Here is a 23601-nt window from a genome sequence, read left to right on the forward strand (position 1 = left end):
AATTATAAGTTGTCCTAAATCGAAAGTCAACTCATAACAAATTGATTTCCATTATTACTATACCCTTCATAGAAAAGAAAAAACTCCTTAATATGGAAAAAAAGCGGGCATCCATTAAATCTATAAAATGAAGCATAAAAACGAATGTTTTTTTCTGCCTGCTTTTTTCTGTAAAAAATGATTAATGGTTTCAGTCCCAGTAGTATTACCACTTTTGAAGGTTCAAAGCTTAAAAACAGGCGTCAGTCTCCTTAGTGGGGCAAGGTCCCAACAAAAGAAGGAGCTGTCCAATAAGTCAGTAAAAAATGACTTTATTGGACAGCTCCTATTAAAACCTATTCTCTACATCTGTTCATTCAATCTTTTGATGGCTTCTTCCATCTGAGTATCATTTTCTTTCAGCTGCGCCTGGAGTGTTTCAAGCATTTTGATTGTGGTTTCTCCGCTGATTGTTCCAGTCGTTTTCAGGCTGTTTTTTGTTTGGAATTCTGTGACAGCCTGTTTTGTTGTTTCTTCATAAAATCCATCTGTTTTTACTTTTTTGTATCCTAATGCCTGCAGCATTTGCTGAGCAACTTTTACTTCAGCAGATGAATCTCCCTGCTTTAATTCTTTTTCCGGATTTAAATATGGAAGATTTGCGTATGCCGGGAGTGAAGCTTTATACTGCGGCTCGATTCCTTTTTTATGAATCCATGTTCCGTCTGGCGTCAGCCATTTCGCAATCGTGTATTTAATTGAGGATCCGTCCTCAAAGCTTTTTGCTGTTTGGATTGTCCCTTTTCCAAACGTTTTTTCTCCGACAATCGGAATACCGGCTGATTGATGCAAAGCACCGGCCATAATTTCAGCAGCACTTGCAGTTCCATTATCTACAACGACGACAACCGGAACATTGACTGCTGAATCATTTTGTGATTTTTGGACTTCTTTTGATCCATCTTTGTTTTCGATTTGCATGATGGTTTTTCCTTTAGGGACGAAAATATCGCTCATTGCAATCGCCTGATCAAGCAGACCGCCGGGATTTTGTCTTAAATCAAGCACAAGCCCCTTAACTTCCTGCTCATTAAGCTCGTTTAAAGCATCGGCAAGTTCTTTACCGGTCGTTTCTGAAAACTTCGTAATCTGGACCTTGCCAATTCCGTTTTCAACCTCTGTATAAACGGTCTCCAAAGGAATGGTATCTCTTGTCAGATTAAAATCGAGCTCACCAACACCGTCACGTTCAATTACAAGCTGAACCTTTGAGCCTTTTTCTCCGCGAATCAGCATAACAGCTTCATTTACCGTCATGCCCTCAACGCTTTTGTCATCAACTTTCAGAATCTTATCTTTGGGCTTTAATCCAGCTTTTTCAGCCGGTGAACCTTTAATCGGAGATACAATCATAATTTTCCCATCAGATTCCTGAACCTCAGCACCAATGCCTTCAAAAGAAGATGAAATATTCTCATTGAAGCCCTTTGCTTCCTCTTGGTCCATATAAGTTGAATATGGATCATCCAAAGATTGAAGCATTCCTTTAATTGCACCGTCTACAAGTTTTTCCTGATTTGTATCCTGATAAAATTCGCCTTTAAGCGTGTCGTATGTAGAATAAAGCTTTTCAAAGGGGTCATCGCTTTTCCCCTCTGCCTGACTCAGGCCGCTGTCTTTCTGAACGACCGCAAACGTAATACCTGCGCTAATGATGGCAGTTAAAAGGATTGCAAACAGAAATTTCACATTGTTATTTTTAAACAAATTAACACCACCCTCATTATGTAATCATTATGAGTAACGAACACAAAAACGTCAAGAACAAAGGCGGATTCGTTCTGACTTAGGATCTAGCTGCCGGTTCTTGCTGCAGATATATTCATTTCAACATCCACAGCATTAGACTTTTATCAATTCTTATGCAGCTAAAAATCCAGTGAATCCCCTGTTCCCTCAAACAGTATTTACTATTAAGCAGAAACCATTCTTCCTGTTTTTATTTTATCTCTTACTTATTTAGATTTCCGGACAAATCAGAGTATCCCGCTTCACCGGATATGAAGAATCAGCATAATTTAATTTGAAAGGAGTTCATGCAAATGCCTGGCTATCTTGATTTACTGGCACATCTTGGAGTTGGAGGCGCCCATCCCGGCGGCTTTATGCTGACAAAAGAAATTACCCAGCTTGAAATGATTCCTGAATCAGCATCCATTCTTGATGCTGGCTGCGGCACTGGCCAAACCATGCAGTTTCTGAAATCGCTGAATTACAATGTGACTGGTTTAGATATTGATCCCATTATGCTATTAAAAGCCAAAAACAGATTAAAAGAAGATACGTGCCTTGTTCAAGGATCATTAGAGAAGCTTCCATTTGAAGACAATCAATTTGATTTCATTTTTTGTGAGTCTGTATTAAGCTTTACAAATACTGCTCAGTCATTGAGAGAACTGAACCGTGTGCTGAAGGATAACGGCGTTCTGCTTTCGGTTGAAGTAACAAAAGCAGACCAGCCTGACCGCAAATTAAGTGAAAAAATCCAGTCATTTTACGGATTTTATCATCTATTTGATGAACAGGAGTGGAAGTCTGCATTTAAAACAGCAGGCTTTAAAAAAATTGAAGTCCGCACAGAAAATGACTATATAATAGAAGAAGATGAACCTACAACAGATTTTGATATGTCAGAAAATCTGGATTCCGTGTACTTTGATATGCTTGCTGAGCATGAAAAATTGCGGGAAGACTATCATCAAGCTGTTCAATTCCGCATTTTCAGGTGTATGAGATAGAGCCTATCGGGGTATTCGTACAAACCCTTCTCTCCTTTTTTTCATAGTTTATGAAGAAGCAGGTTGAAGGGAGGAAAAAAAATGTCTCAAAATTATTATAACCTTTGCTGTCAGTATCATGGAAAAGTTGTACGCATCAGTGACCGATTTGGAAATCAGCATGTTGGCAGAATCACGAATGTTACTAGACAAAAGGTCTTCATCCAGCCTTTTGGAGGACGCGGACGCGGCGGTTACGGCATAGGATTCTATGGCGGCGGCTACGGCTATGGAGCTCCATATGGAATCGGGCTTGCATTTGTAACAGGCATCGTTTTAGGCGGTTTGCTTTTCTGGTAAAAAATTAAATGACAAAAAAGCAGGCTCTCTTCATTTGAGAGACTGCTTTTCTTTTAGGAGTTTTGTTAATTCCGTGTAGATGCCGACGATTTCATCCTGCTTCATTCTCACAAGACCGCTTGAAGAAGGAGCTGTGAATTCCATGATGCCCCGCGCAATCGAATCAGGCTGAAGGCCCCAATCTGCTTTCTTTTTCCCGCTATACGATAAATAAACACCTTTACCGACAAAGCAGGCTATTTTTGGCTGATAGAACAAAAGCTTATTCAAAAGCTCTTTTTTGCCTGTCCGATATTCTTCAGCAGTTATTTCAGCAGCAGCTTTCGTTGGCCGGTGGACGATATTTGTAAAACCAAATCCTTTTTCAAGCAGCTCCCAATCTTCACTGGGCCTATATAGCCTGTCCGTTATTCCTGCCTGATAAAGAATTCTCCAAAAACGATTGCTTTTACTTGCATAATGGTGCATGACTTCTGCCGAATATAAACTCGGATTAAACCCGATGAAGATCACATCCAGATCAGGTCTCAACAGATCAAGATCAGGGTGATTCATTAAATTTTCTTCACTTTATCAAAAAATTCTTCGAGCGTCAGATCGTTTTCATAGATTTCAGCAGCTTCATTTACTCCAATATAGCGCAAATGCCATGGTTCGTAAGCAAACTGAGTAATATCTTCTTTTCCTTTTTGATAGCGGATAATAAAGCCGAATTTATGGGCATTCTCTTTCACCCATTTCCCTTCAGGCGTATCCCCGAATTTTTCGGTGATGTCCATACCTGCGCTTCTGCTTGTAACATCCATTGCAAGTCCTGTCTGATGCTCGCTTTGACCCGGAAGTGCGACTGTTTCCAGTGCCACTTCATCACCTTTTCGTGCTTTCTCAACATTTAGAATGCCGGTTTGGCGTTCATATGATCTGTAGCCGGAAACGGCAAATAGCTCAATGCCTTCTTTTGTCGCCTGTGCAAACATCTTTTCAAGAGCAATGGCTGCTTCTTTGCGAATGTAACGCTGAGGAACATCCGTATCTCCGAATGAAAACTCAACATTTGGAGAAACAAGGTCAGCAGGCTCATATGTTGAAGGAAGAGAGTATTCCTTATTCACGAGCACCAATCGATTTTCAGGATTCTTAATCGTCGGCTTTCCATTTACTTCTTGAATCTTGTTGAAAAACTGCTCTTCTAATTGAAATTGAGCGGTTTCTTCTTTAGGTTCTTCCACTGTGCTCTGTTTTTCCTGCTGAGTTTCAGATTGCCCTTCTTTAAATGGATTAAGATCCTTTGACAGCTGAATTCCCGAACATGCCGAAAGGAAAAGCGCCATTGGAATAATAGTCGTTACAGTTGCTTTTTTAAAGTTCAAAATTAGTTCACCCTACCTGCCTGTATATCTTTCATGGTTTCATTTTATCACTATTGCCTAAAATGAGAAAAACTATATCTGTCAATTGTGGCAGATCTTGTCGAAAAAAAGAGAAAACGCACGAAAAAATTTTCGCGCGCTTCTTTTTATGCTCTTTTCTTAAAGTTTGTTGTGATCATTCTTTAGTAAAAAGTTGGCTTTTGGATTTAACACTTTCCAGCAAAGTCATTTATTTAATTGCTGCCTCTAAAGCAATTTCCATCATCTCATTGAACGTTGTTTGACGCTCTTCAGATGTTGTTTCTTCGCCAGTTAATATGTGATCGCTTACTGTCAGCACGGATAATGCCTGGCGGCCGAATTTAGCTGCAAGAGTATAAAGTGCTGCTGACTCCATTTCGATTGCAAGAACACCGTATTTTGCCCATTTTTCAAGCTCGGAATTGTCATTATAGAACATATCTGCTGTAAAGACGTTGCCGACTTTTAATTTTAACCCTTTTTCAGTTCCAGCATCATATGCATGCTTCAGTAATTCAAAATCTGCTGTCGGTGCATAATCTACTCCGCCGAAAGTCAGTCTGTTCATTTGAGAATCGGTTGATGCACTCATTGCAAGAATCACATCTCTTACTTTAACATCCTGCTGAATCGCACCGCATGTTCCAACGCGGATTAATTTTTGAACATTATAGCTTTGCATAAGTTCATTAACATAAATGGCGATGGATGGAACACCCATTCCTGTACCCTGTACAGAGATGCGATGGCCTTTGTATGTTCCAGTAAATCCGAGCATGCCGCGTACTTCGTTATAGCATACTGCATCTTCTAAAAACGTTTCTGCTATATATTTAGCACGAAGCGGATCTCCAGGCAATAAAATGGATTCTGCGATTTCATTTGGTTTTGCTCCTATGTGAACACTCATTGTTCATACCTCCAGTTATATGTATAAAAAGGTGCTTTTTCAATATACCATAATCTGCGCTAAAAAATCATTTCTCCTTCTACATTTCCGATTTACCCTGCATCTTATACATGAAACTTATTTACTGTAGTGAAAATCGCTCATTATGTGAAAAATAGAATGGACAAGGAGGGATTACTTTTGGGCAAAAAACATCGCAATCGCATCAATGGACAGAAAAAGAACAATCATATACCGCCTGAAGCAATTGAAGCAGAGGAAAATGCACACGGCAAAGAAGAAACTTCAGCCAAACGTAAAAATGGGCCTGGCCATAACCTTTAAACTAAAGAAAGGCAGCGATGTCAGATCGCTGCCTTTCTTCATCTGAGATGAATCCTGTTAATTTTCTTCCAGCCGCCGGATAATAGCTAATATTAACTTTGACCACACCTTGCTTCGTATGGCACATTTTTTTTGCTGCCAAAAGACTTAACACCATGTCAAATCCCACTTCTAGTCATCACCCATATGTATTAGAGGAAAAAAAAGCAAATTTCCTTCATCTAAGCTCGTCTAATTTTGTCAATTTTAGAATTTATCGTTTCATACATTTTTATTAGGATAAGAAGCCATACCATTCCTGCAGAAAACCCCGCTAATATATCAAATAAGTAGTGAACGCCAAGGTAAATCCTGCTTATTCCGATTAATCCGACAAGGACAGCAGTCATACAAATCCACCATTTTCTTTTGCGGTCCTTTGCAGAAGTGCCTTCAAGGATTAAATAACAAAGAAAGCCATAAAATGCAGTTGAATTCATCGCATGACCGCTTGGAAAGCTGTAATGAGCGGCATGAATAACAGCATCAAACGATGGCCTTTCACGGTGAAAAAAATCTTTCAGCTCAACATTGATAAAACGAATGGAATAAAATGTGCCCCATAAAAAGAAAACAGGCAAAAATTTTCTGAAAAACAAAAGAAAAATAGATGCGATTATCATGAGGGGATATTCCACTTTTATCGAACCAATATCACTGATGGTAATAAAAAAAGAAGTAAACGCGTCATTTCGAAATTCTTCCGCACCTCTTACAACCGAATTATCCAGCATCTGTACGCCATCCACCCGGTAAAGTACAGCGAAAAATATAAAAAGAAAAAGAAAAAGTGCAATATTTTTCAATGTTTCTCCTCCCCCGCTGCATCCCTAGATTTTTTTATGTTTTTTTTGTTCTTTATGTCCAGGAGCCGGCTTTGCTTTATGAGCAATCTCAGCTGAAAACTCTTCCTGATGCTTTGCAGGCTGTTTTTTTGCCTTTTGCTCAGCACTATTTTGATGTTTATGCGCCATAGAAGTTCCTCCTTTATAAAAAAAGTTGTCACCCTATTATGTTTTCAAAAAAGACGCAGAAACATTCACATAAACGCTTTGTACATTAATGGCATATAGTAGGATAAAAGACTCAGTTTCAGTCAGAAAGGGTGATTTAACTGAGATATCTCGTGACCCTCATCTTTTTTCTTTCTTTTATTGTCCATTATGCCCTGGCGGCTGATTCACAAGCCGCAGGCGGAAATCTCCTGATTGCACATAGAGGACTCTCATCGCAGGCCCCCGAAAATACGATGTCATCATTTGATAGGGCCGCACGTGAAGGATTTGATATGATTGAGCTTGATGTTCAAATGAGCAAGGACAAACATTTAATCGTGATGCACGACATCTCCCTCAAAAGAACAGCAGGTCTTGATGAAAAAATAGCAGATCTGACGCTGAAAGAGCTAAAGGATCTTGATGCTGGCTTGTGGTATAACGAATCGTTTGAAGGTGAGCAAATCCCTACACTCGATGAGGTTTTTTTAAAATATAAGAATGATCATCATCTGCTGATTGATTTAAAACGCCCCTCTTTATATCCAGGCATTGAAAAAGTCTTAACTGATTCGATTTTAAACGCCTACTCTCCCCGCGAATTATCTTCGCTCTCTATACAATCCACTGAACTAAAGAGCATCATGCTTTTAAACACATTGCTGCCGCAAATAAACAAAGGACTCGTCATTTCCTATCCAATTCCCTATCATCAGTTAAACGAGCTAGGTGCAGAAATTGATTTTATCACTCTGCATAAACGGTGCCTGAATCTTTATTTTTATCAGCAGGCCAAAAGGGCGAAGCTGACTCTGTATATTTGGGGCATACACAATAAATATGATTATAAGAACGTAAAAAGACTAGCTGTAGATGGTGTTGTTGTGAGGGAAAGGTTTGATTAGCAGTCAGAAATACAACTCCCAATTTGGCTTATATAAAAAATCCGCTCAACTAGAACGGATTTTTTTTCGGCGGGTGATAAGGGACGCTGCCATTTTTATGTATAATAACCCTATAAATATAAACAGAATGACCATTCCCAATACCTCAAACCCAATCAGTTTCATTCCTACACTTATTGCTGTGAAAAAATACAGCATCCCCAGAAGCAATTTCATTTCTGCATGTTCAAATTTGTCAGTCATATAAGCTCCGGCCTGAGCCCCTGCAAGTCCTCCTGCAATCAGTAAAGCCCCAGTCGATAAATCAATCGGAGATTTTACGAAATATGTAATAAAGCCTATGCTGACAATAAATAAAACACTTAGAAGACTTGTCCCTATTGCGTCTTTTGGATGAAAACCGGATAACGATATCAACAGCGGCACGATGATAAACCCTCCCCCGACACCAAGCAGTGTTGAGATAAATCCGCCTATTGCTCCAGTAAGAATCAAAAGAACAATTGCCCACTTCTTAATTGGCTTTCCTTTACTATTCTTCGTTTTCTTCCTAAATAGCAGGCTCCAGCCAAAATAACTCAACAGGAGAATATATGCCAGCGGAATCACAGCATCATCATAACCATGTTGATTTAAGAAATAAACGAAAGGATTGGCTGCCTGTGTTGCTGCCATCCCGCTTAAACCAATAATGAAAGCTTCTTTCCATCTCACGTTTTTCATTTTAAGATGCGCAAACATCCCCGAAAGCGATGTACCGATTGTATATAATAAACTGATCGTTATGGCTGTGATTGGCTCAGTATTCATCAGCAGCAGGACAGGCGTTAAAATAAAACCGCCGCCAACACCAAAAAACCCGGATAAAATCCCAATCAGCAGTCCCATTGCGATAAAAAGAATGAAAATAAGAATCACACCTTAAAGCAGATTTAAAACTCATCTCTTATTTTATCGATGGGTGCTGCAAAAGAAAAGGTCATGCCTTATTTTCAGAATAGAAGTATAATTTTAGAATGAAAATTATGATAGGCGAAAATTCTTCAAAGTGTTCATTAAAAAAAGGCTGAAATCTTCAGCCTTAATCAAACGGTTAGTTAACGCGGTCTGGCAATTATGCCGTTATGAACTTTAATAAAACCGTGTCTTAAGATATCGAAACCGTTTTCATAAACATACATTCCCATTTGCTGAATCGTCATTAATTCCCTGTATGTATGGTTCATGACATCAGCCATTATTTGATAATATAATTTGGACTTCAGCTGAGCCCTGGGAGTTGTTAAGATCGCATATCCTCCATCTTTCAAAAACTTTCTGTGCCAATCAATCGATTCTGGTTTCTGCTCATCCGGAAAATGTTCAATCATCCCTACACTGATAACGATATCGAATTCCTTTCCAAATGGAAGTTTGCGAATATCTTCAACTAGATAAGTGATATTAAAATCCTTCTTATACCAAACTTTTAATGCGCCAGTCACAGGGTTTTCACCTAAAAAAGGATAATGCCGAGGAAATTCGGCAAACCGGCTGTCCCGGCAAAAAGGATCATAGTCCACCATGACAATTTCACCGGCAGGATACATGGCAGCAAGCTGCATCGCCTCATAGCCTTCTGCAGCACCTAAAAATAGAATTCTTGGCCTTGATACATGCAGCCCCTCAAACAAAGCTCTTTTCCCCCGCGGATCCCAAATGCCATCTTCAATGCGGTGAATATAATTCCAAAGCCTGAGTTTCATAGATTTACCTAGAACTTCCTTAACCTTTGCCGGACGGAATGCAGCAAAGTTTTTCTTCAGTTCATCGTTTAAAACATTCATTTCTTCAGGTACATCTTTTACAAACCATTCATGGAACGATTTATTAAAGTACTGCCAGGATGTATGAACGGGCATCGGCTTTTGATTTTCGTTTTCCCATTCCTTTCGATCTTTAGCATATGTTTTGACTTCGTATGGCTTTCCAACGTCCTTCCACGTAAGGAGCGACCAATCCCGCACCAGGTTTGCTGAAAAAAGCTCGTCTTTTTCTTCCTCCGTATAGGTGCGAAGATCAATCTTAAAACTTTCAGATAAAGCCGTTTTTCCAATATCACTTTCTGTAAAGGGACGTACAGCAGCTTCTGTCGGCATGGAAAACCTCCATTGTATTCTGAATTTTAAGTTAATTTTATCAACCTTTGTCCGTATTAGCAATGAATTGTTCAGCGCCCGGCGCCGATGATCATTTTACTTGATTACTGGACGGGAGATGTTTTTATGCATCCACTCATTGTGTGCGAATCTTATCTTTAATTGATTATTTAGAACATGATTTATTTAAATTACATGTTCTCTGTCCTATCGATCTGGGAGGTCACTATTTTCTAAAAAATAATAAAAAACCTTGAAAAACTACGAAAAACAGAGAAATTGGGTGATTAACCAGTTGTAATCGCTTTATTTGACCTTATACAGATTATTCTGAATGTTTAGTTATTGTAAAGATTTTGTTAAGATGAATTTACTCACTCATAGGAAGGCGTGATTCCAATGACGACGGTAAGCGAAGCATATCAGAATCACATCTGGCAAAAAATCAGCCCGTGAAAACTGATTTTGAGATGTGTGGATATGCGGGGAAACGGAAATCTGACTGAGGGGATGATTCCAATGACGACGGTGAGCGAAGCATGCTAAGATCATGATGCAGATGAAAATAGCCCGTGAAAACTATTTTCGCACCATGTGGGCATGTGGGGAAATCAAAAAAGCATACGAATAAACTGATCGAATCCGTGCAAGACATTAATTGAAAGAAATCAATTGATTCAAAGCAACGAATGGTTATTAGTAAGAAAGGAAAGAACAAAAAAGTGAATATGTTTGATTCAAGATAAGACGCTGTTTATGTTCTGTATACATAGACAGCGTTTTGTTTTGTGCTTTTTTTGAGTCCTTCACGGGTGAATTTATTACTAAAACAATGCGAAAAAAGCCCTATAAAAAGACGTTTCTAAAAATAGAAACGCCTTCAGCGGGTCTATTCAGTTGTTTGCGTTTCCACAGACTGATATTCTTCCTCTAAATATTGAAGGAAGCGGTCTGCTGCATCATGCACCGGTCCAAATTTCCCCGTATCCTGAATCCGCTGTTTAGCAGCATCTATATATGGATAATAAGCAGCCTGAATTTCCAGGTCCTTGATTAATTGCTCCCGCGTTTTATCCAATACTGTATACTTTCTAGTCCAAAGATTTTCACACATATCCACTTTCAACCCTTCCCTTTTTACAAGAAGCACAGAGCTCGCTTCGTTTCTCTTTATGTATATAGTTTGTCGATATTAACCTGCTGTATCTATTTATTATTTCTGCTAAGTTTAAACTGTTTCTAATAGTGTCGAAGACAAAAACGGAAATTTTTCAGCTGTTTCTTCGCCGTATTCCTCTGTAAGAGCTGCTGCCAGCATGCTTGAGACTGTTTCTCTTTTTTGAATATCAAATGACATGATTTCATTGGCATTTAACCCAAATGTAAGGCCAGTATGCGTGTAGCCAATAAAAAAGCGGTCAGTCTGCAAGCTTTTAATGACATCTTTTTTCTCTATTCCGAGAGTAACTAAAGATAACTTCCCTTTTTCTGTGCCGATTTCAATTTCGTAGATCATGGCTGCATCCTCCTTAAAATGTAACGCTTTAACAGTATCTAATATTGATGACAAATCGTTTTCATTCAGTCAGAAATGAATTGCCTTACTATACTATTCGTTTCGGACTGCTCTTTTTTTGTCTGTTCTCTTAAAATGGACCAGTTTTTCCTGCTGAAAAGAGGATGGAAAAGGGGTTCTTTACTCATGCCATGCCTTAACAGGGCGGTCATCAGGATAACCGAACCTTTCCCTGTATTTTTTGCGCTCCGCGGTAAAATCCCACCAGTTTTTATCACTGTCCGGATGATTCGCATGATGAACCACACATCGCATGACATCTTCTACACAAGGATCCATCCACACTCCGTATTTTTTCTCAAGTTCGTGAACAAGCTCTTCCCCTCTCCTGTTCTTTACTTCATCTAAAGACGAGAAACAAAGGTCCACAGCTAGATTATGGGCAAGCTTTGGGCCAACTGATGGAATTGACTGAAAGACAGCATGTCCGATCAATTCCCGTGCACGTTCGTTTGGAACATCAATTAAAGCAGCTAATTCGGCTGGTTTCATCTCTTTTATCTCAGTTCGTTTTATTTTGTTCTTTCTCAGCTGTTCCCTCTCTTTATTAGTAAGCGGAAGCTTGGGAGATTTTTGTTTCATTTTTGTTCTTCTCTCCTTTTCAGTATAATAAGCAAATCAAAGAGGCTCTTTTCGTAAACTTTGTTGCTTTAAGACAAAATGTTTAAAACCTAAGTGGAGCGGAAAGCAACGGACAACATTTATAATCGAAAAAAAAATCTATTTGAAAACAGCCATCAAAAAACAGCAGTGAATAAACGCTTCACTGCTGTCACTTTGTTTAACTATACCGCTGAATGACATCTTCAAGCGTTCTTCTGATTGCTGCCTGATCCGGGTTGGTGATCATGACTTTTACCAGCGATTCATCCATTTCGAGTGCTTCTGATAAAAAGCCTCCAAGTCCTCTTGCCCGGCGATCTACCTCGAGCAGCAATTCTACGCCCTGTTGGCTTACATTAGAAATAACGACTTCAAGTTCATCGAGCTTCCCGCGGAATGGCCCTGCGGTTGGATAGAATTCAAATTCCTGAATGAATGGCAGTCTTTTTCGCAAATGATAGGGAGCTGCCTCGTTTTCTACTTTTCTCAGGTTAAAGCCAAGGTCTCTCAGTGCGGAAAAGATGGTTTGCACGAGCGGCGGCGGTGCCACCTCTAAAAAGTCTTTATCACTCGGATCAACTGCGCCTTTAATATCAAGGCCTGTTTCAAGCCAAACCTTTGAGGAGCCAAGGGTGATAGGTGTATCGGAAGGCAATGGAAAAGCAAAAGGAATTTCTTTTATTTCATTTGCCATAATCACAAATGGTTCATTTATTTTCACCTTTGTAATAGTGGCAGTCTGATGGTATTTCTTATCATCTGATTCTTTTAAATAGGTTGTTTGAAGAGACAGATAGATTTCATCGATTTGCTGTTCGATGTCTCCGCCTTGAACGTGAATGATCCCTTTCAGCTCTTCACCCAATACAATTTTATCAGAAGCTAAACGTGCATCTACCTTCGCTGCACCTATTCCGACACTTGAAAGGATTTTATTAAAAAATGACATTCTGCTCTCTCCCATCCGCACACTTCAATACTTCCTCCATAAGCTCATCGATTGAATCATATGGCTTTAGAAGCTTGAGCATCCGTTTTATAATTTCTTTGCCGAGTGCTGATAATTCAAGTTCATCTTCCCAGCTTCTGTTCTTTCCGGAAGAAGGAACATAGCCTGAATACAATAAAAAAAGCACGAAATGTCCCAAAGCAAAAAAATCGCTTTGATAGGAAACCTCTCTGAAAAGCATCTTTTCTTCGGAGTATTTTGTTTCCGATTTACATACTTCTCTAGAATCACTCAGTCTTCTTGCTAATCCAAAATCAATAATATGAATGGATTGATTTTTCATGAGAATATTCGGTATTCTTAGATCCCTGTGAACAATTCCATTGTCATGAAGAATCTTTATAGCCTTTAATACTTTCAACAATATATGAAAGGATTCCTTCTCTCCAAATGATTCTTTCTGAATAAATATTAAATCCTCGAAGGTATCGGCTTCTACAAACTCCATTGAAATAAAATGTTTCTTCTCCCATTGAAAGGATTCGTAAAAATCGGGAAATGCTGCATTACAAAGGTTTGATTGAATATCTGCCTCCCGCATGAATGACTGCAGCCCTTTGCCTGAACGCGCTTTATACGCTCTAAGCTGCTTTACAACGGCATACTTTTGATCATGAAGATCTTTGGTAAGATACGTAATGCCATAGCTGCCCTTGCCCAGCACTTTTATTATGAGATATTTGCTGTTAATCGTCTTGCCTGGTTTTAACGGCCTTTCCCCATACTTTAATAACAGGTTCCTCATTAACTGCTGTAAGATCTTGAAAAACGGCTTGATCCAGATTTCCGCTTATAATGCTTATGGCCATATTTTGCGGGATTTGAGTAATGTCTGTTCCTGCGGTCACTGCTGCTGTATCTGCGATGTGATTTTTTCCCTAAAAATGAATTGATCAGTTTTTTTAACATATTAATCCCTCTTTCCTTATTTACTACGTTTCATAAGAACAAAAGTTTCAGCTTTTTCATATGTAAGTAGGAGGCACGGATATAGGAGCTGGCTAATATGAGGATCCTCCCGCTTTTTAAGAAAAAAGCATTACCTGTCCTTTTACCCAATGCAGAAAAAGTAAACCTGGAAAAAACTCTGTCAGAGTCTTTGGAAATGAAAAGTCCCCTTGTACTATACGGTGAAGACAGACTTGCCGTTCAGGAAATAAAAGCTCAGACTGCCGCGCTGAACAGGAATAACCTGACAAGAACAGAAGCTTATTTAGCTTTTTATATCAAACACCCTGAAATTCATTGGGCATTTCTTGCACATATGGTGTCAAGAAACGGAGGCTACAGCATGACCGATTTGAAAAATGGACTCGTCGGGCAGTTTCTGCCTGAAAAAGAAATGGCCGCAATTTTTCAATTTCTTGAAACCGCAAACGCCCTCATTTTCCATGATGCCTATCCTCAGCTGCTGTTATACGAAAAAAGCCTTTTATCGGGGAGGCCTCTTTTTCATTTATTGCCGGCATTAAATGTTTCGCGATTTATGAAACCAATGTGGGAGCTGTTTTTTAAAAAGAGACAATCTGACGTTCTTACCCTTGCCTTAATTACAAACGAACAAAATTATGTGGAGAAACAGCTTGTGTCAAACTCCTCCATCTTGAAAACATTCCCTTATGCGGTGCAGGAAAAATGCGGACTTACAAAGGTTGTTTTTCCTTACAAAAAGCATTTTTATGATACTAAATATTCGCTTGCAGGTACGGAAGTAGAAAACTTTATTAAACCTGAAGCAAGAATCAAAATAGGCAAGACACTTTATCAAACACTTTTCCATCCAGCCGTCTTTAAAGAAGCCTTGTTTTTTTCAAAATATACGCCTCATACAGGCTCCAGAAGCGACTACTGGCCTCACCTCTTCACTCCAAATAAAGAGAAGCTTAAAATTCAGAGCCCAAAACTGCAGGAAGTGTGGGAAGATGTTCCCCATCCTTTTCAAAGATACAGCGATTGGCTGCTAAATACAGAGCAGATCTCAGAATTTGACGCATTTCAGCAAACAGGCACTTATAAGGACATGACAAAGAATGTAAAAATGGATTTGCTTAAACTGGGCTCACTCCAATTGTTTACGAAAAAAATCTTATGAATTGATGTAAAAAAAGCGTAATCGCCTGGGTAGCGCAGGCAGACATCAAAGCGCAGAACTTTTATGCCTGCTTAAAACTTAAAAAACGACGAGAACCCTCGTCGTTTATTCTATGTCTTCCAAATCTTCATCAATTATGCATTTTTCGAGTAAATAATCGAATGCGATATCTGCTATTGTATCCAGTTCTAGTTCTGAGGGAATGAATCCCCTTTTCGTCAGCTCATTGTAAAAGAATTCTGCCATTTCTTCTGTATCAATAATAACTTCAATTTCTTTCACAACATCGCCCCCTTAGTAATTGTTTATATGTCCCTTTTTTCAAAACTATGTCTGGAATGAATAAGCTTTCAATAAATTTTCTTGTTCATAATCTGTCCCTTCCTGCATACCTTGAAGTAAATGGACAAGCCAAAGAGGAGATGAATGAAATGAAGAACTTACAAGCGGTTTCAAAAAAAGAAAATGAAAACAGCGTCCTTCAATTTATAGACGGTGAAGGATTTGATCATTTGCTTGAGCAAACGATTAAATTCCTGCAGGGAGCCATGATATTTGGGTGTGTGCCGTATTTTATTTATTTGCTGATTTCATTGATTTCTTAGTGATCCTTTGTATATTTATTTAAACTATCGATGATAAAATCCATCATTTCTTTATACTCAGCATCGCCAAATATTTCGTACAATGATAAATAATCGTTGTATATATCAAGAAGTTCATCAACAATATCTCTTTTGCTTCGCTTTGTTTTGCGTACAGCCGGTTCTTGCTTTGGCAGCTTTTCTTTGGCAAGGAGCTGTTCCATCGCTTTGCTTTCTGGAGAAACAATATGCATCAGACTCAGCTGCTGCACAAATGTGCCTGCCTGTTTTTTCCCCATAACGAACACAAGTTCTTCCTCGGATGCTTCAAGCCATTCCCCGTCGTTGATGCGCATGAGCTCATAGATAATATCTTCCCAGCCATCTTCTGTATATCTCCAGATTTCTGTCCGAAATCCGACGACCTTGAACAATTCTTCATCATAGCCCTTTACTTGTACAATATCTCCAATATGATACTGAAATTCAATTTCTATTTTTTCGGAATCAATGACTTTTCCGTTGTATTCTGAGTAAAGCTGGATCGCGTTTTCAAAGTATAAAATCTCGCTGTGATTCACTTCATATAGATAATGCTGATCGATTTGATGAACGTTTGTGACCGTTCCGACCGTACTATACATAACAATCACGACAATATCACCGACTTTATACTTCGGAATTTTTTTGTTCACTAAAAGATCCTCCTCTGCCGCGATTCATAAAAGTTAGAATAGTATATGCCGCTCAACACCAATGCGTAATAGGCAAATCAACAAAGGATTTTCTAAAATAATATCCAATTTCAACTTAAGTGACTCATTTTTTCGCGACAGTTGGAGACAGTAAAAATAAGCAATCATTCAAGGAGGTCTTTTTTTATGGAAAACACAACTAATTTCGTTCAAGACTTACACGAAAAACAGCAAAAAGACGAACAAAACAGACAGCACCAGGGCAAAGGAAACCCGGGAAAGAAAAAGCCTAATAAGACGAATAAGTAAATAGAAAAGCGGAATCGCCTGGTTAGCTCCGACAGACAGATAAGGATCCGGCTGAAAAGGCGCTTTTTGCCTTTACAGACGGAGCCGTTCTGGCCGAGGAGTTAGGCGATGGAGCTGGACAAATAGAAAAGCGGAGCCGACTGGTCAGACTCAGGCAGGCAGATAAGGATCAGCCAGTGAAGGCGCTTTTTGCCTTTGCTGGCTGTTCCGTTCTGGCCGAGGGGCTAGGAGGCGGAGCTGGACAATGTGTATTACGAAAACCCCGTTTAGCTCCGACAGACAGATAAGAATTCACCCAAAAATTCCGGTTTTCGCCTTTTTGGGAGAATTTGTTCTGGCCGAGGGGCTAGGCGATTGAGCTGGACATTGAGAAAAGCAAATCCCCTAAAAGTTCCTTTTTGACTTTTTAGGGGATTTTGTTTTGACTGTGAATATTAATTGGATAGAAAACGGTCCCGCATTATCATCTAGGAGGTTTTTGGAAAAAAGATCACACTGAATATCTGCAACGACAGGAATCAGCTCTCCGTCTTTTTTCAGCCAATTATCCATAAGACCTGCGTGCTTAAAGAATTCAATTCGTGCTTCTTCAAAATAAGAAATTGGTGCGGTATTGTTCATATGCCAGTATTTCCGCTAAATTGGCAAGTATCTTACCAAGGCCCGCAAGTTAAAGAAGAAATTTGGAAAGTATTTCACCCGTTTCAGCGAGTAAATCAACAAACGTCTTGAATCCCTGTGTTAAATCCACATCTGAAATAGATATTCATACTATCATGAACCAGCATGCCTTCTATACACCCATTTTTCATCAAGATCTTTGTTCTTTAAGCTTAATACACCCATATAAAAAGAGAAAACTCGCAATCATAAAAGCCTCCATCCATAGCAAATACCACGGCCAATTCCCAAGGAAATCTAAAAGAGAGGCATTCTCAGGTTTTTTCATGATATATAAATAATTTGAGCCGATAATTTTATTAAAAAGATAAATGCAGCCGGCATATACATTGACGATCAGCACCGAAATCCACAAAGAGCGCCAGGATGGAAGAAAGTGATAGGCCAGTATCATAAATAAGCATGCAAGAATCACTCCTCCATGTGACAAAAAGAAAACGACATACTGAAAATGCGGAAAAGAAAACGGCCCAAGGTCCGGTGTAAGTATGGCCTGAATCGAGCTTGCAATTCCCGCAAAATACAGAAACTGAAACATTCTGAAGCTTTTAGCCATCAGCATAATGATGGCCAGGAGAACAGCAAGATCACTGAGCTGAAGCGGAAGTGAAGATTTGAGTGTCCATGCCCTTTCGCTTATCAGCCACAGCTGCTGCACAAACATGGAAAGAAAAAGAAGAACTGCGAATGCAATACGGACGGGGCCTCTTATTAATTTTACCCTTTCCTTAAAAACAACTAGAAGCACAGTCAGAAAAAGGATGATAGCCAATGTCCATATATGTTCCGCTGAAAACAAACGGAAATCTTCAAGTTGTGGGTCGTGCTGAAAGTATTCGTTCATTCATGCCACTCCGTTTTTCTCATTAGTTTGCGGCAATAGCGACAAGTCTATGCTGAAAAGCAGTGCAAAAAAAACGAGCTGACCCAAAGTCAGCTCAGAATCCTCTATTACGTTCCTGTACTCGCATATGCCCGAAGACCGTACAGCCAGAAAACATAAGCAAGTGCAATGCTCCCCACTCCAACCAAAGGCGAGACTGCACCGACAAATGTGTATCCATTTCGGTCCAAAAACCAAGCTGCCGGATAAAAGGCGGTAAAACCATAAGGAATGATCCATGTCAAAAATACGCGAATGGTCTTGTTATATATGGTAAGCGGGTATTTCGCAAATTCACTTAAATTAAAAACCGCATAGACAACAGGAAGACTATCAACCATCCAAAACGAAAACGTGGCAAAGAATAAATTAATGGCGATGTAGATCAGACCGCTTGAGATAATCATTATTACAAGCATGACCCAGTCCATCACCCCGAATATAAGGTCCAAATGCGGAAAAGCAGTTGCCAAAATAATGATTCCAATGGCAAGCTGTCCGAGACCATCCTGCTGCAGTCTGTCAGCACATACATGGAAAAGCGGATTAATCGGTCTGATTAAGAGCCGGTCCATTTGCCCCGGGCGGACATACTGCCAGCCAAGGGTCCATAAATTGTCAAAGAAAATATGATGCAGCGATCTTCCCGCAGCTGCGATTCCATAAATAAATAAGATCTCATAAAATGTCCAGCCATTGATTTGCTCAATATGGTCGAAGACAACTTTTACAAAGAAGATGCTTGCAAACTGCTGCAGCATAACACTGATCACACCGATAAAAAAATCCACTCTGTACTCCATCATTACTTTTATATGATTTTTAGCAAAAATATAATATAGCTTTGCATATCGTTTCAGCATAATTCCGCCCCCTTACCCGCCAAAAATCGTTACCTTTTTAATTGCCTGAGCCCAAATCAGCTTCATGACAAGGAACATCCCAAGGCACCATCCAAGCTGGATCAGCACGGCCAGATATACATCTTGCCCATCAATAATCCCTGTATATATAGACACAGGCGTGAATACCATTGCCTGAAACGGCAAGTAAGAGCTGATTGTCTCAAGCCATCCTGGAAAAAGAGTAATCGGAACGAGCGCTCCTGAGAAAAATGTAATAACTCCTTCTTTCAAAACCCGAAGACCCCATACGTTTACTGTCCAAAAAGCGACAATCCCGATCATCAAATCAAAAAATGTTCCAATCCAAATGCCAAGACCGGCACTGATTACAAATAAAATCGCAGCTTCAGGCGAAGCAGGAATTGTAATATGTATAAAGATAAATGCGATGACCATCAGCGGAAGAGTTTCTCTGAATAAGTGAGTGATTTTTCCTCCAAAGTCCATAAAAATCAGTTTAAAAATCACATCATAAGGCCTCATTAGTTCAATGGCGATATTTCCATGTCTAATTTCTTGTGCAAGCTCATTGCCTGCACCTGATACATAGCCTTGAATGAACATCGCAACAACGATGTAGGTCAGCATATCCTGAAGCGTCAAATTTTGGATCATGTCCTTGCCCGCATATACGGCATGCCAGAAATAAAACATAATCATCAGGCGCATGACAGATGAGATTGTTCCGGCCCAATACCATGCAGAATAAGCTGTATTGATCTGCATTTGGGATTTGGCGAACATCAAGTATTTTGTCAACTCTCATACCCCCCTAAAGTCCGCGGTTATATATTTCTTCCACAATCGTCTCTATCTTGGGATCATTTAACGAAAGATCGATAATTTCATTTTCAGCAAGAACAGCTGAAATCACTTCTGATGCAGAGATTTGTTTTTGTGAAAAAGCAAGTATCACCTTCTGCTGCTGTTCTTCATCAATCATGCTCATTTCCACCCGTTCTTTTATAGACTGGGGATATGAAAACGATTGCACATTTTTTACTTCAAAATGGATTTCTCTCTTCGCTGCAAACTTGTCTTTAATGGCATGCAAATCCCCATCATATAAAATCGCACCATTATCGATGATAATGATTCGATTGCAGATTTCTTCAATGTCCTGCATGTCATGGGTGGTAAGCAGAACAGTCGTTCCAAATCGCGCATTCATTTCTTTAATAAATTTGCGGATTCTCACCTTTACTGCAACATCAAGACCAATGGTCGGCTCATCCAAATAAACGACATCAGGTCTGTGCAAAAATGCAGCTGCAAGCTCACATCTCATTTTTTGCCCCAATGACAGCTGTCTCACGGGAATGGACAGCAGCGGTTCCAGCTGAAGCACCTCTGTAAATAGCCCCAGTGTCTCCTGGTACTGCTCTTCCGGAACTTCATAAATGTGCTTCAGCAAATCAAACGACTCAGAAACCGGAATATCCCAAAACAGCTGGGTCCTTTGGCCAAAAACGGCGCCAATCTGCTTTGCATTTTGTTTTCTGTTTTTATAGGGAACAATTCCTCCTACCTTTACTTCACCGGAAGAAGGCGTCAGAATGCCTGTCAGCATTTTTATCGTTGTCGACTTTCCTGCTCCATTAGCGCCGATATAGCCAATCATTTCCCCTTTTTCAATCTTAAAATTAACCCCTTTTACCGCTGTCTTCGTCACATAAGTCCGTTTGAAAAGGGATTTCATCGCGCCTCTAAGACCCGGATCCCGTTTCACCAGCTTGTATTCCTTCTTTAAATCTCTTACTTCAATCACTGTTTGATTCCCCCTTTCAGAATCAGAGTCTCTATTTAACTATAAAATTATAGAATGATTTGAAATTTTTGTAAATCATTTTTTATGCGCTTACATGGAATAATCGAACTGTATTTTAGTAGATAAATAGATGTACGCAGTTTTTTCTCCGGCCAATAATCCCTGTACAAAATCCGACTATAGTAGAATGTGACAAAGTTGTACAAATGGTAAAATTCACTATATATACTAACCGTGAATTTGAGGAGTGAGAGGCATGAATAGGCGGATTTGTATAGTTGGCAGCGGTACAGCAGGTCTTCATCTGGCTTATGCTCTTAAAAAAGATTTTGATGTGACAGTGATTTCTCATCGCACACCCGAACAAATCAGAAATGGCAGAATTCAGTCTACACAAGTGCATTTTGGCTCCACACTTGAAAGAGAAAGTCGATTTTCCATGCCAAAATGGAGTGCACAAACACTCATTGAAAGCATCCATATAACCATCGGGCAGCAAAAGCTGTTTGCTGGAATGCTTACTGAACCTGCACTTTCTGTTGATCAGCGCTTCTATTTTTCACATTGCATGGAGGAACTAGAAGCCAGTAAGGTAAATATTCTATTAAAAAAAATTAATGATGAGAATATCAATGAAATAATTGAAGAATTTGACTTGGTTATTGACTGTACTGGTAAAAAAGGTCCCCTTTTCCCCTTTCCGATTGAGAGAGATTTATCACCCTTTCATATACCTCATAGAAAATGCATCGTTGGATACTTTAATGGCATAGAGCCGCTTACACCTCAAGGAATAAATGTAGCCATTCTGCCAGGGGAAGGCGAAATGTTTGAAATACCTGCATTAACAAATAAAGGGCCAGTAACAATCTTGTTTGTTATGGCCATTCAAGACAGGAAATTAGATGTATTTAGAGCAATCCGATCATCAGATGAATTCACTCTAAAAATGAGGGCGGTTTTAGATGACTTTTTCCCGGAAATTGCAAGCCGTATGGACAAGGCAAACTTTGCATTGAATGACGAAAAAGGGTACCTTCAAACGGCGATCACATCCGTTATTCGAAAGCCTTATACCCTAATAAAAAATAAATTGGCAGTTGGGTGCGGAGACAGCGTGTTTCTGAATGATCCAATTACAGGACAAGGCTGCAATCTTTCTTCTTATTGCGCTGAAAAACTCTATGAGACGTTGATTGAATTCAAAAATGATCCTTGGAATGCACAGCTAGGGGAGTCATATTGGAAGAGAACGAAACCATTTGTCAAGCAAGTGACAGAATGGACAAACGCGATGACAATGCCTTTGCCTGAGCATGTTATCGAACAGCTCCTTCAAGGTTCAAAGGATCAGACAAAAGCCGATCGAATTGCCGGCTGGTTTGCTGATCCAAGAACTGCTTATCAGGATATTTTTCAAGCAGCAAAATCCAGTTCTTAAGTAAGAGGAAGGGTGAATCCCAGCGGTTCACCCTTCTTTCATTCTAGCGGCATTACGAAAGCGAATAATGGAAAAATCCAAAGAAGATAAAAGAATATGATTGCGGATTGGATATAAGTTTGGAGTAAACCTCAGCTCGGCGTTTTCCTTCAGAAGCTTCTCCAGTAAATCTCCTGCAGGCTCAACTTTAATCGGAACAGCTTCTTCACTGGATACATAGTATCCGGCTGTTTTCGCTCCTTCAAACAGCTCGAATGATCCCGGATTAAATGAATATAGATATAAATTTGTCCTTCGGATCCGCTCAAGCCATGAGGTTTCAATGACAATAATCTTATCTGCTATACTCTCTGCAAAGAATCTGGCTGAATCCTCTTCCGTCGTTTTTTCACCCTTCCAATAAATAACCCTTGGACAATCGCGCGGAAAATAATAGTGAAGTGCGTGCTCCTGATCTATTGCCCAGACTACTGGATGAAGACTTGGAAAAGAGGCAGATTGCCTCGGTTTAAATATGTCTATAGAAGGATCTTCACTAAAGTGATACAGCATTTTTTTAGGGCTCCTATTCTTTTTTTTAAAAGGCTGTTTTCTTATAGATTATTGTTTTTTCGTATTGCTAAATCAGTTTTGACGCCGTAAATTGGGTATGGAGGTATGAATTTCGATCTGTTTCTTTATAAATGTTTATTAAGCACGGTTTGCAGTATTTTTTTTCATGTTGCGCAGCTTTTTTTGCTGCATTCGCTAACACCTTCTCCTTACTCAAACATCAGCACCCCAGGATCTTTGTCATAACAATGCACGAGCATCGCGTGCAGCTGGCCGCGATGATGATACAAATGAGCTGAAATTTCCAGCAGCCATTCAAACCGGGTATATACGGTTCCCCAATAAGAGGTCATTTTCTGATGAAGTTCTCTTTCGTTAAATTGATTGAACCGTTCTGATAATAGATTGTAATTCTTCATCAATTCTTCTTTTATGTCTTGAAGGTTATTTAAAGTATAAAAAGAATAAAAGCTGGCCATCTCATCCCCGCTTGCTCCATCAGATATCAGCAGATCCGCTTGACAGATCATCGCCATGTGTTCAAGCAGTTCTCCGATTGAATGTTTGTCAGCTGTCGGCCTTTTCATCAGATCACTATCTTCTAGCGTATCAATAATTTTAATAATCGTATCAATGGCCACTACAATTTGATGCAAGGCATTTTTAACATATGGATTCAAGCGTT

General features: G+C 39.5%; 32 protein-coding genes. 8 read left to right on the forward strand and 24 right to left on the reverse strand.

Going from position 1 to position 23601, the window contains the following annotated elements:
* Positions 1–342 precede the first annotated feature (342 nt).
* Positions 343–1746, reverse strand: coding sequence for a S41 family peptidase (locus tag GJU41_RS20120; protein WP_154319382.1), 1404 nt, complete (start codon positions 1744–1746; stop codon positions 343–345).
* A 335-nt stretch (positions 1747–2081) separates the two neighbouring features.
* On the opposite strand from GJU41_RS20120, the gene GJU41_RS20125 reads away from it, so the two are divergent.
* Together GJU41_RS20125 and GJU41_RS20130 are read left to right on the forward strand one after the other, a co-directional pair.
* Complete coding sequence (locus tag GJU41_RS20125; RefSeq protein WP_170292860.1) at positions 2082–2777, forward strand: class I SAM-dependent methyltransferase; 696 nt, start codon at positions 2082–2084, stop codon at positions 2775–2777.
* 81 nt (positions 2778–2858) lie between these two features.
* A complete protein-coding gene (locus GJU41_RS20130; RefSeq protein WP_070875952.1) occupies positions 2859–3116 on the forward strand; it encodes a hypothetical protein in 258 nt (85 codons plus the stop codon).
* Positions 3117–3146: 30 nt separating this feature from the next.
* Here GJU41_RS20130 and GJU41_RS20135 read toward each other — a convergent pair whose 3' ends face one another.
* The 3 genes from GJU41_RS20135 to deoD all read right to left on the reverse strand — a co-directional run bounded on the left by GJU41_RS20135 (position 3147) and on the right by deoD (position 5417).
* A complete protein-coding gene (locus tag GJU41_RS20135; protein WP_154319384.1) occupies positions 3147–3671 on the reverse strand; it encodes a mismatch-specific DNA-glycosylase in 525 nt (174 codons plus the stop codon).
* Positions 3671–4447 (reverse strand): M15 family metallopeptidase, encoded by a 777-nt coding sequence (locus GJU41_RS20140; protein WP_154319403.1) that lies wholly within the window; start codon positions 4445–4447, stop codon positions 3671–3673. Before GJU41_RS20140 ends, GJU41_RS20135 begins: the two co-directional genes overlap by 1 nt.
* 268 nt (positions 4448–4715) lie before the next feature.
* Positions 4716–5417: a purine-nucleoside phosphorylase gene (gene deoD / locus GJU41_RS20145; RefSeq protein WP_070875955.1), complete on the reverse strand. Its 702-nt coding sequence runs from the start codon at positions 5415–5417 to the stop codon at positions 4716–4718.
* 180 nt (positions 5418–5597) lie between these two features.
* Between deoD and GJU41_RS24765 the strand changes: the two genes are divergently transcribed.
* Positions 5598–5741 (forward strand): hypothetical protein, encoded by a 144-nt coding sequence (locus tag GJU41_RS24765; RefSeq protein WP_165970898.1) that lies wholly within the window; start codon positions 5598–5600, stop codon positions 5739–5741.
* 1 nt (position 5742) lies between these two features.
* On the opposite strand, the gene GJU41_RS20150 is transcribed toward GJU41_RS24765, so the two are convergent.
* Genes GJU41_RS20150 through GJU41_RS20160 form a run of 3 tightly spaced genes read right to left on the reverse strand, consistent with a single transcriptional unit; the run spans position 5743 to position 6754 of the window.
* On the reverse strand, positions 5743–5910 hold the full coding sequence (locus tag GJU41_RS20150; protein WP_154319385.1) for a hypothetical protein: 168 nt from the start codon (positions 5908–5910) through the stop codon (positions 5743–5745).
* A gap of 52 nt (positions 5911–5962) precedes the next feature.
* The gene (locus GJU41_RS20155; RefSeq protein WP_154319386.1) at positions 5963–6586 is read right to left on the reverse strand and encodes a phosphatase PAP2 family protein; all 624 of its coding nucleotides are present in this window, start codon (positions 6584–6586) and stop codon (positions 5963–5965) included.
* 24 nt (positions 6587–6610) lie between these two features.
* Positions 6611–6754 carry a hypothetical protein gene (locus GJU41_RS20160; protein WP_154319387.1) on the reverse strand — a complete coding sequence of 48 codons (144 nt, stop codon included), beginning with the start codon at positions 6752–6754 and terminating at the stop codon, positions 6611–6613.
* Between the two features lie 152 nt (positions 6755–6906).
* On the opposite strand from GJU41_RS20160, the gene GJU41_RS20165 reads away from it, so the two are divergent.
* Positions 6907–7680, forward strand: coding sequence for a glycerophosphodiester phosphodiesterase (locus GJU41_RS20165; protein WP_154319388.1), 774 nt, complete (start codon positions 6907–6909; stop codon positions 7678–7680).
* 45 nt (positions 7681–7725) lie between these two features.
* Here the strand turns inward: GJU41_RS20165 and GJU41_RS20170 are convergent, their stop codons facing one another.
* The 8 genes from GJU41_RS20170 to GJU41_RS24770 form a co-directional block, all read right to left on the reverse strand.
* Entirely contained in the window at positions 7726–8598 is an 873-nt protein-coding gene (locus GJU41_RS20170) for a sulfite exporter TauE/SafE family protein (RefSeq protein ID WP_154319389.1), read from the reverse strand.
* Positions 8599–8777: 179 nt separating this feature from the next.
* Entirely contained in the window at positions 8778–9818 is a 1041-nt protein-coding gene (locus GJU41_RS20175) for a class I SAM-dependent methyltransferase (protein ID WP_154319390.1), read from the reverse strand.
* A gap of 889 nt (positions 9819–10707) precedes the next feature.
* Positions 10708–10938 carry a hypothetical protein gene (locus tag GJU41_RS20180; RefSeq protein WP_070875959.1) on the reverse strand — a complete coding sequence of 77 codons (231 nt, stop codon included), beginning with the start codon at positions 10936–10938 and terminating at the stop codon, positions 10708–10710.
* 108 nt (positions 10939–11046) lie between these two features.
* On the reverse strand, positions 11047–11334 hold the full coding sequence (locus GJU41_RS20185; protein WP_070875960.1) for a hypothetical protein: 288 nt from the start codon (positions 11332–11334) through the stop codon (positions 11047–11049).
* A 180-nt stretch (positions 11335–11514) separates the two neighbouring features.
* Positions 11515–11976 (reverse strand): helix-hairpin-helix domain-containing protein, encoded by a 462-nt coding sequence (locus GJU41_RS20190; protein ID WP_070875961.1) that lies wholly within the window; start codon positions 11974–11976, stop codon positions 11515–11517.
* A 199-nt stretch (positions 11977–12175) separates the two neighbouring features.
* Entirely contained in the window at positions 12176–12946 is a 771-nt protein-coding gene (locus tag GJU41_RS20195; protein ID WP_154319391.1) for a sporulation protein, read from the reverse strand.
* On the reverse strand, positions 12933–13751 hold the full coding sequence (locus tag GJU41_RS20200) for a serine/threonine protein kinase (RefSeq protein WP_154319392.1): 819 nt from the start codon (positions 13749–13751) through the stop codon (positions 12933–12935). The genes GJU41_RS20195 and GJU41_RS20200 overlap by 14 nt, the downstream gene beginning before the upstream one ends.
* Positions 13751–13915, reverse strand: coding sequence for a hypothetical protein (locus GJU41_RS24770; RefSeq protein ID WP_170292861.1), 165 nt, complete (start codon positions 13913–13915; stop codon positions 13751–13753). The genes GJU41_RS20200 and GJU41_RS24770 overlap by 1 nt, the downstream gene beginning before the upstream one ends.
* Before the next feature lie 97 nt (positions 13916–14012).
* Here GJU41_RS24770 and GJU41_RS20205 point away from each other — a divergent pair, with 97 nt between their 5' ends.
* Positions 14013–15098: a DUF2515 family protein gene (locus GJU41_RS20205; RefSeq protein ID WP_154319393.1), complete on the forward strand. Its 1086-nt coding sequence runs from the start codon at positions 14013–14015 to the stop codon at positions 15096–15098.
* Positions 15099–15203: 105 nt separating this feature from the next.
* Here GJU41_RS20205 and GJU41_RS20210 read toward each other — a convergent pair whose 3' ends face one another.
* Positions 15204–15380 carry a YozD family protein gene (locus tag GJU41_RS20210; RefSeq protein WP_070875964.1) on the reverse strand — a complete coding sequence of 59 codons (177 nt, stop codon included), beginning with the start codon at positions 15378–15380 and terminating at the stop codon, positions 15204–15206.
* 149 nt (positions 15381–15529) lie between these two features.
* Between GJU41_RS20210 and GJU41_RS20215 the strand changes: the two genes are divergently transcribed.
* A complete protein-coding gene (locus GJU41_RS20215; RefSeq protein WP_154319394.1) occupies positions 15530–15703 on the forward strand; it encodes a hypothetical protein in 174 nt (57 codons plus the stop codon).
* On the opposite strand, the gene GJU41_RS20220 is transcribed toward GJU41_RS20215, so the two are convergent.
* Positions 15700–16377 (reverse strand): hypothetical protein, encoded by a 678-nt coding sequence (locus GJU41_RS20220; RefSeq protein ID WP_170292862.1) that lies wholly within the window; start codon positions 16375–16377, stop codon positions 15700–15702. The two genes, GJU41_RS20215 and GJU41_RS20220, sit on opposite strands and share 4 nt — an antisense overlap.
* 186 nt (positions 16378–16563) lie before the next feature.
* Between GJU41_RS20220 and GJU41_RS20225 the strand changes: the two genes are divergently transcribed.
* Complete coding sequence (locus GJU41_RS20225; RefSeq protein WP_070875965.1) at positions 16564–16686, forward strand: DUF4023 domain-containing protein; 123 nt, start codon at positions 16564–16566, stop codon at positions 16684–16686.
* A gap of 384 nt (positions 16687–17070) precedes the next feature.
* Here GJU41_RS20225 and GJU41_RS20230 read toward each other — a convergent pair whose 3' ends face one another.
* From GJU41_RS20230 to GJU41_RS20250, 5 genes are all read right to left on the reverse strand, one after another.
* Positions 17071–17307: a hotdog family protein gene (locus GJU41_RS20230; RefSeq protein WP_154319395.1), complete on the reverse strand. Its 237-nt coding sequence runs from the start codon at positions 17305–17307 to the stop codon at positions 17071–17073.
* Between the two features lie 190 nt (positions 17308–17497).
* A complete protein-coding gene (locus GJU41_RS20235; protein ID WP_154319396.1) occupies positions 17498–18211 on the reverse strand; it encodes a YwaF family protein in 714 nt (237 codons plus the stop codon).
* 107 nt (positions 18212–18318) lie between these two features.
* Entirely contained in the window at positions 18319–19113 is a 795-nt protein-coding gene (locus GJU41_RS20240) for an ABC transporter permease (RefSeq protein WP_070875967.1), read from the reverse strand.
* Between the two features lie 12 nt (positions 19114–19125).
* Entirely contained in the window at positions 19126–19914 is a 789-nt protein-coding gene (locus tag GJU41_RS20245; protein ID WP_224771375.1) for an ABC transporter permease, read from the reverse strand.
* A 13-nt stretch (positions 19915–19927) separates the two neighbouring features.
* Positions 19928–20923, reverse strand: coding sequence for an ABC transporter ATP-binding protein (locus GJU41_RS20250; protein ID WP_170292863.1), 996 nt, complete (start codon positions 20921–20923; stop codon positions 19928–19930).
* Between the two features lie 256 nt (positions 20924–21179).
* Between GJU41_RS20250 and GJU41_RS20255 the strand changes: the two genes are divergently transcribed.
* Positions 21180–22364: a styrene monooxygenase/indole monooxygenase family protein gene (locus GJU41_RS20255; RefSeq protein WP_154319397.1), complete on the forward strand. Its 1185-nt coding sequence runs from the start codon at positions 21180–21182 to the stop codon at positions 22362–22364.
* A 27-nt stretch (positions 22365–22391) separates the two neighbouring features.
* On the opposite strand, the gene GJU41_RS20260 is transcribed toward GJU41_RS20255, so the two are convergent.
* A complete protein-coding gene (locus GJU41_RS20260) occupies positions 22392–22916 on the reverse strand; it encodes a DUF6886 family protein (RefSeq protein WP_154319398.1) in 525 nt (174 codons plus the stop codon).
* A 209-nt stretch (positions 22917–23125) separates the two neighbouring features.
* Positions 23126–23596 (reverse strand): DinB family protein, encoded by a 471-nt coding sequence (locus tag GJU41_RS20265; protein WP_154319399.1) that lies wholly within the window; start codon positions 23594–23596, stop codon positions 23126–23128.
* Positions 23597–23601 lie beyond the last annotated feature (5 nt).

The organism is Metabacillus idriensis, from assembly GCF_009674765.1.
Lineage (GTDB): Bacteria > Bacillota > Bacilli > Bacillales > Bacillaceae > Bacillus_P > Bacillus_P idriensis.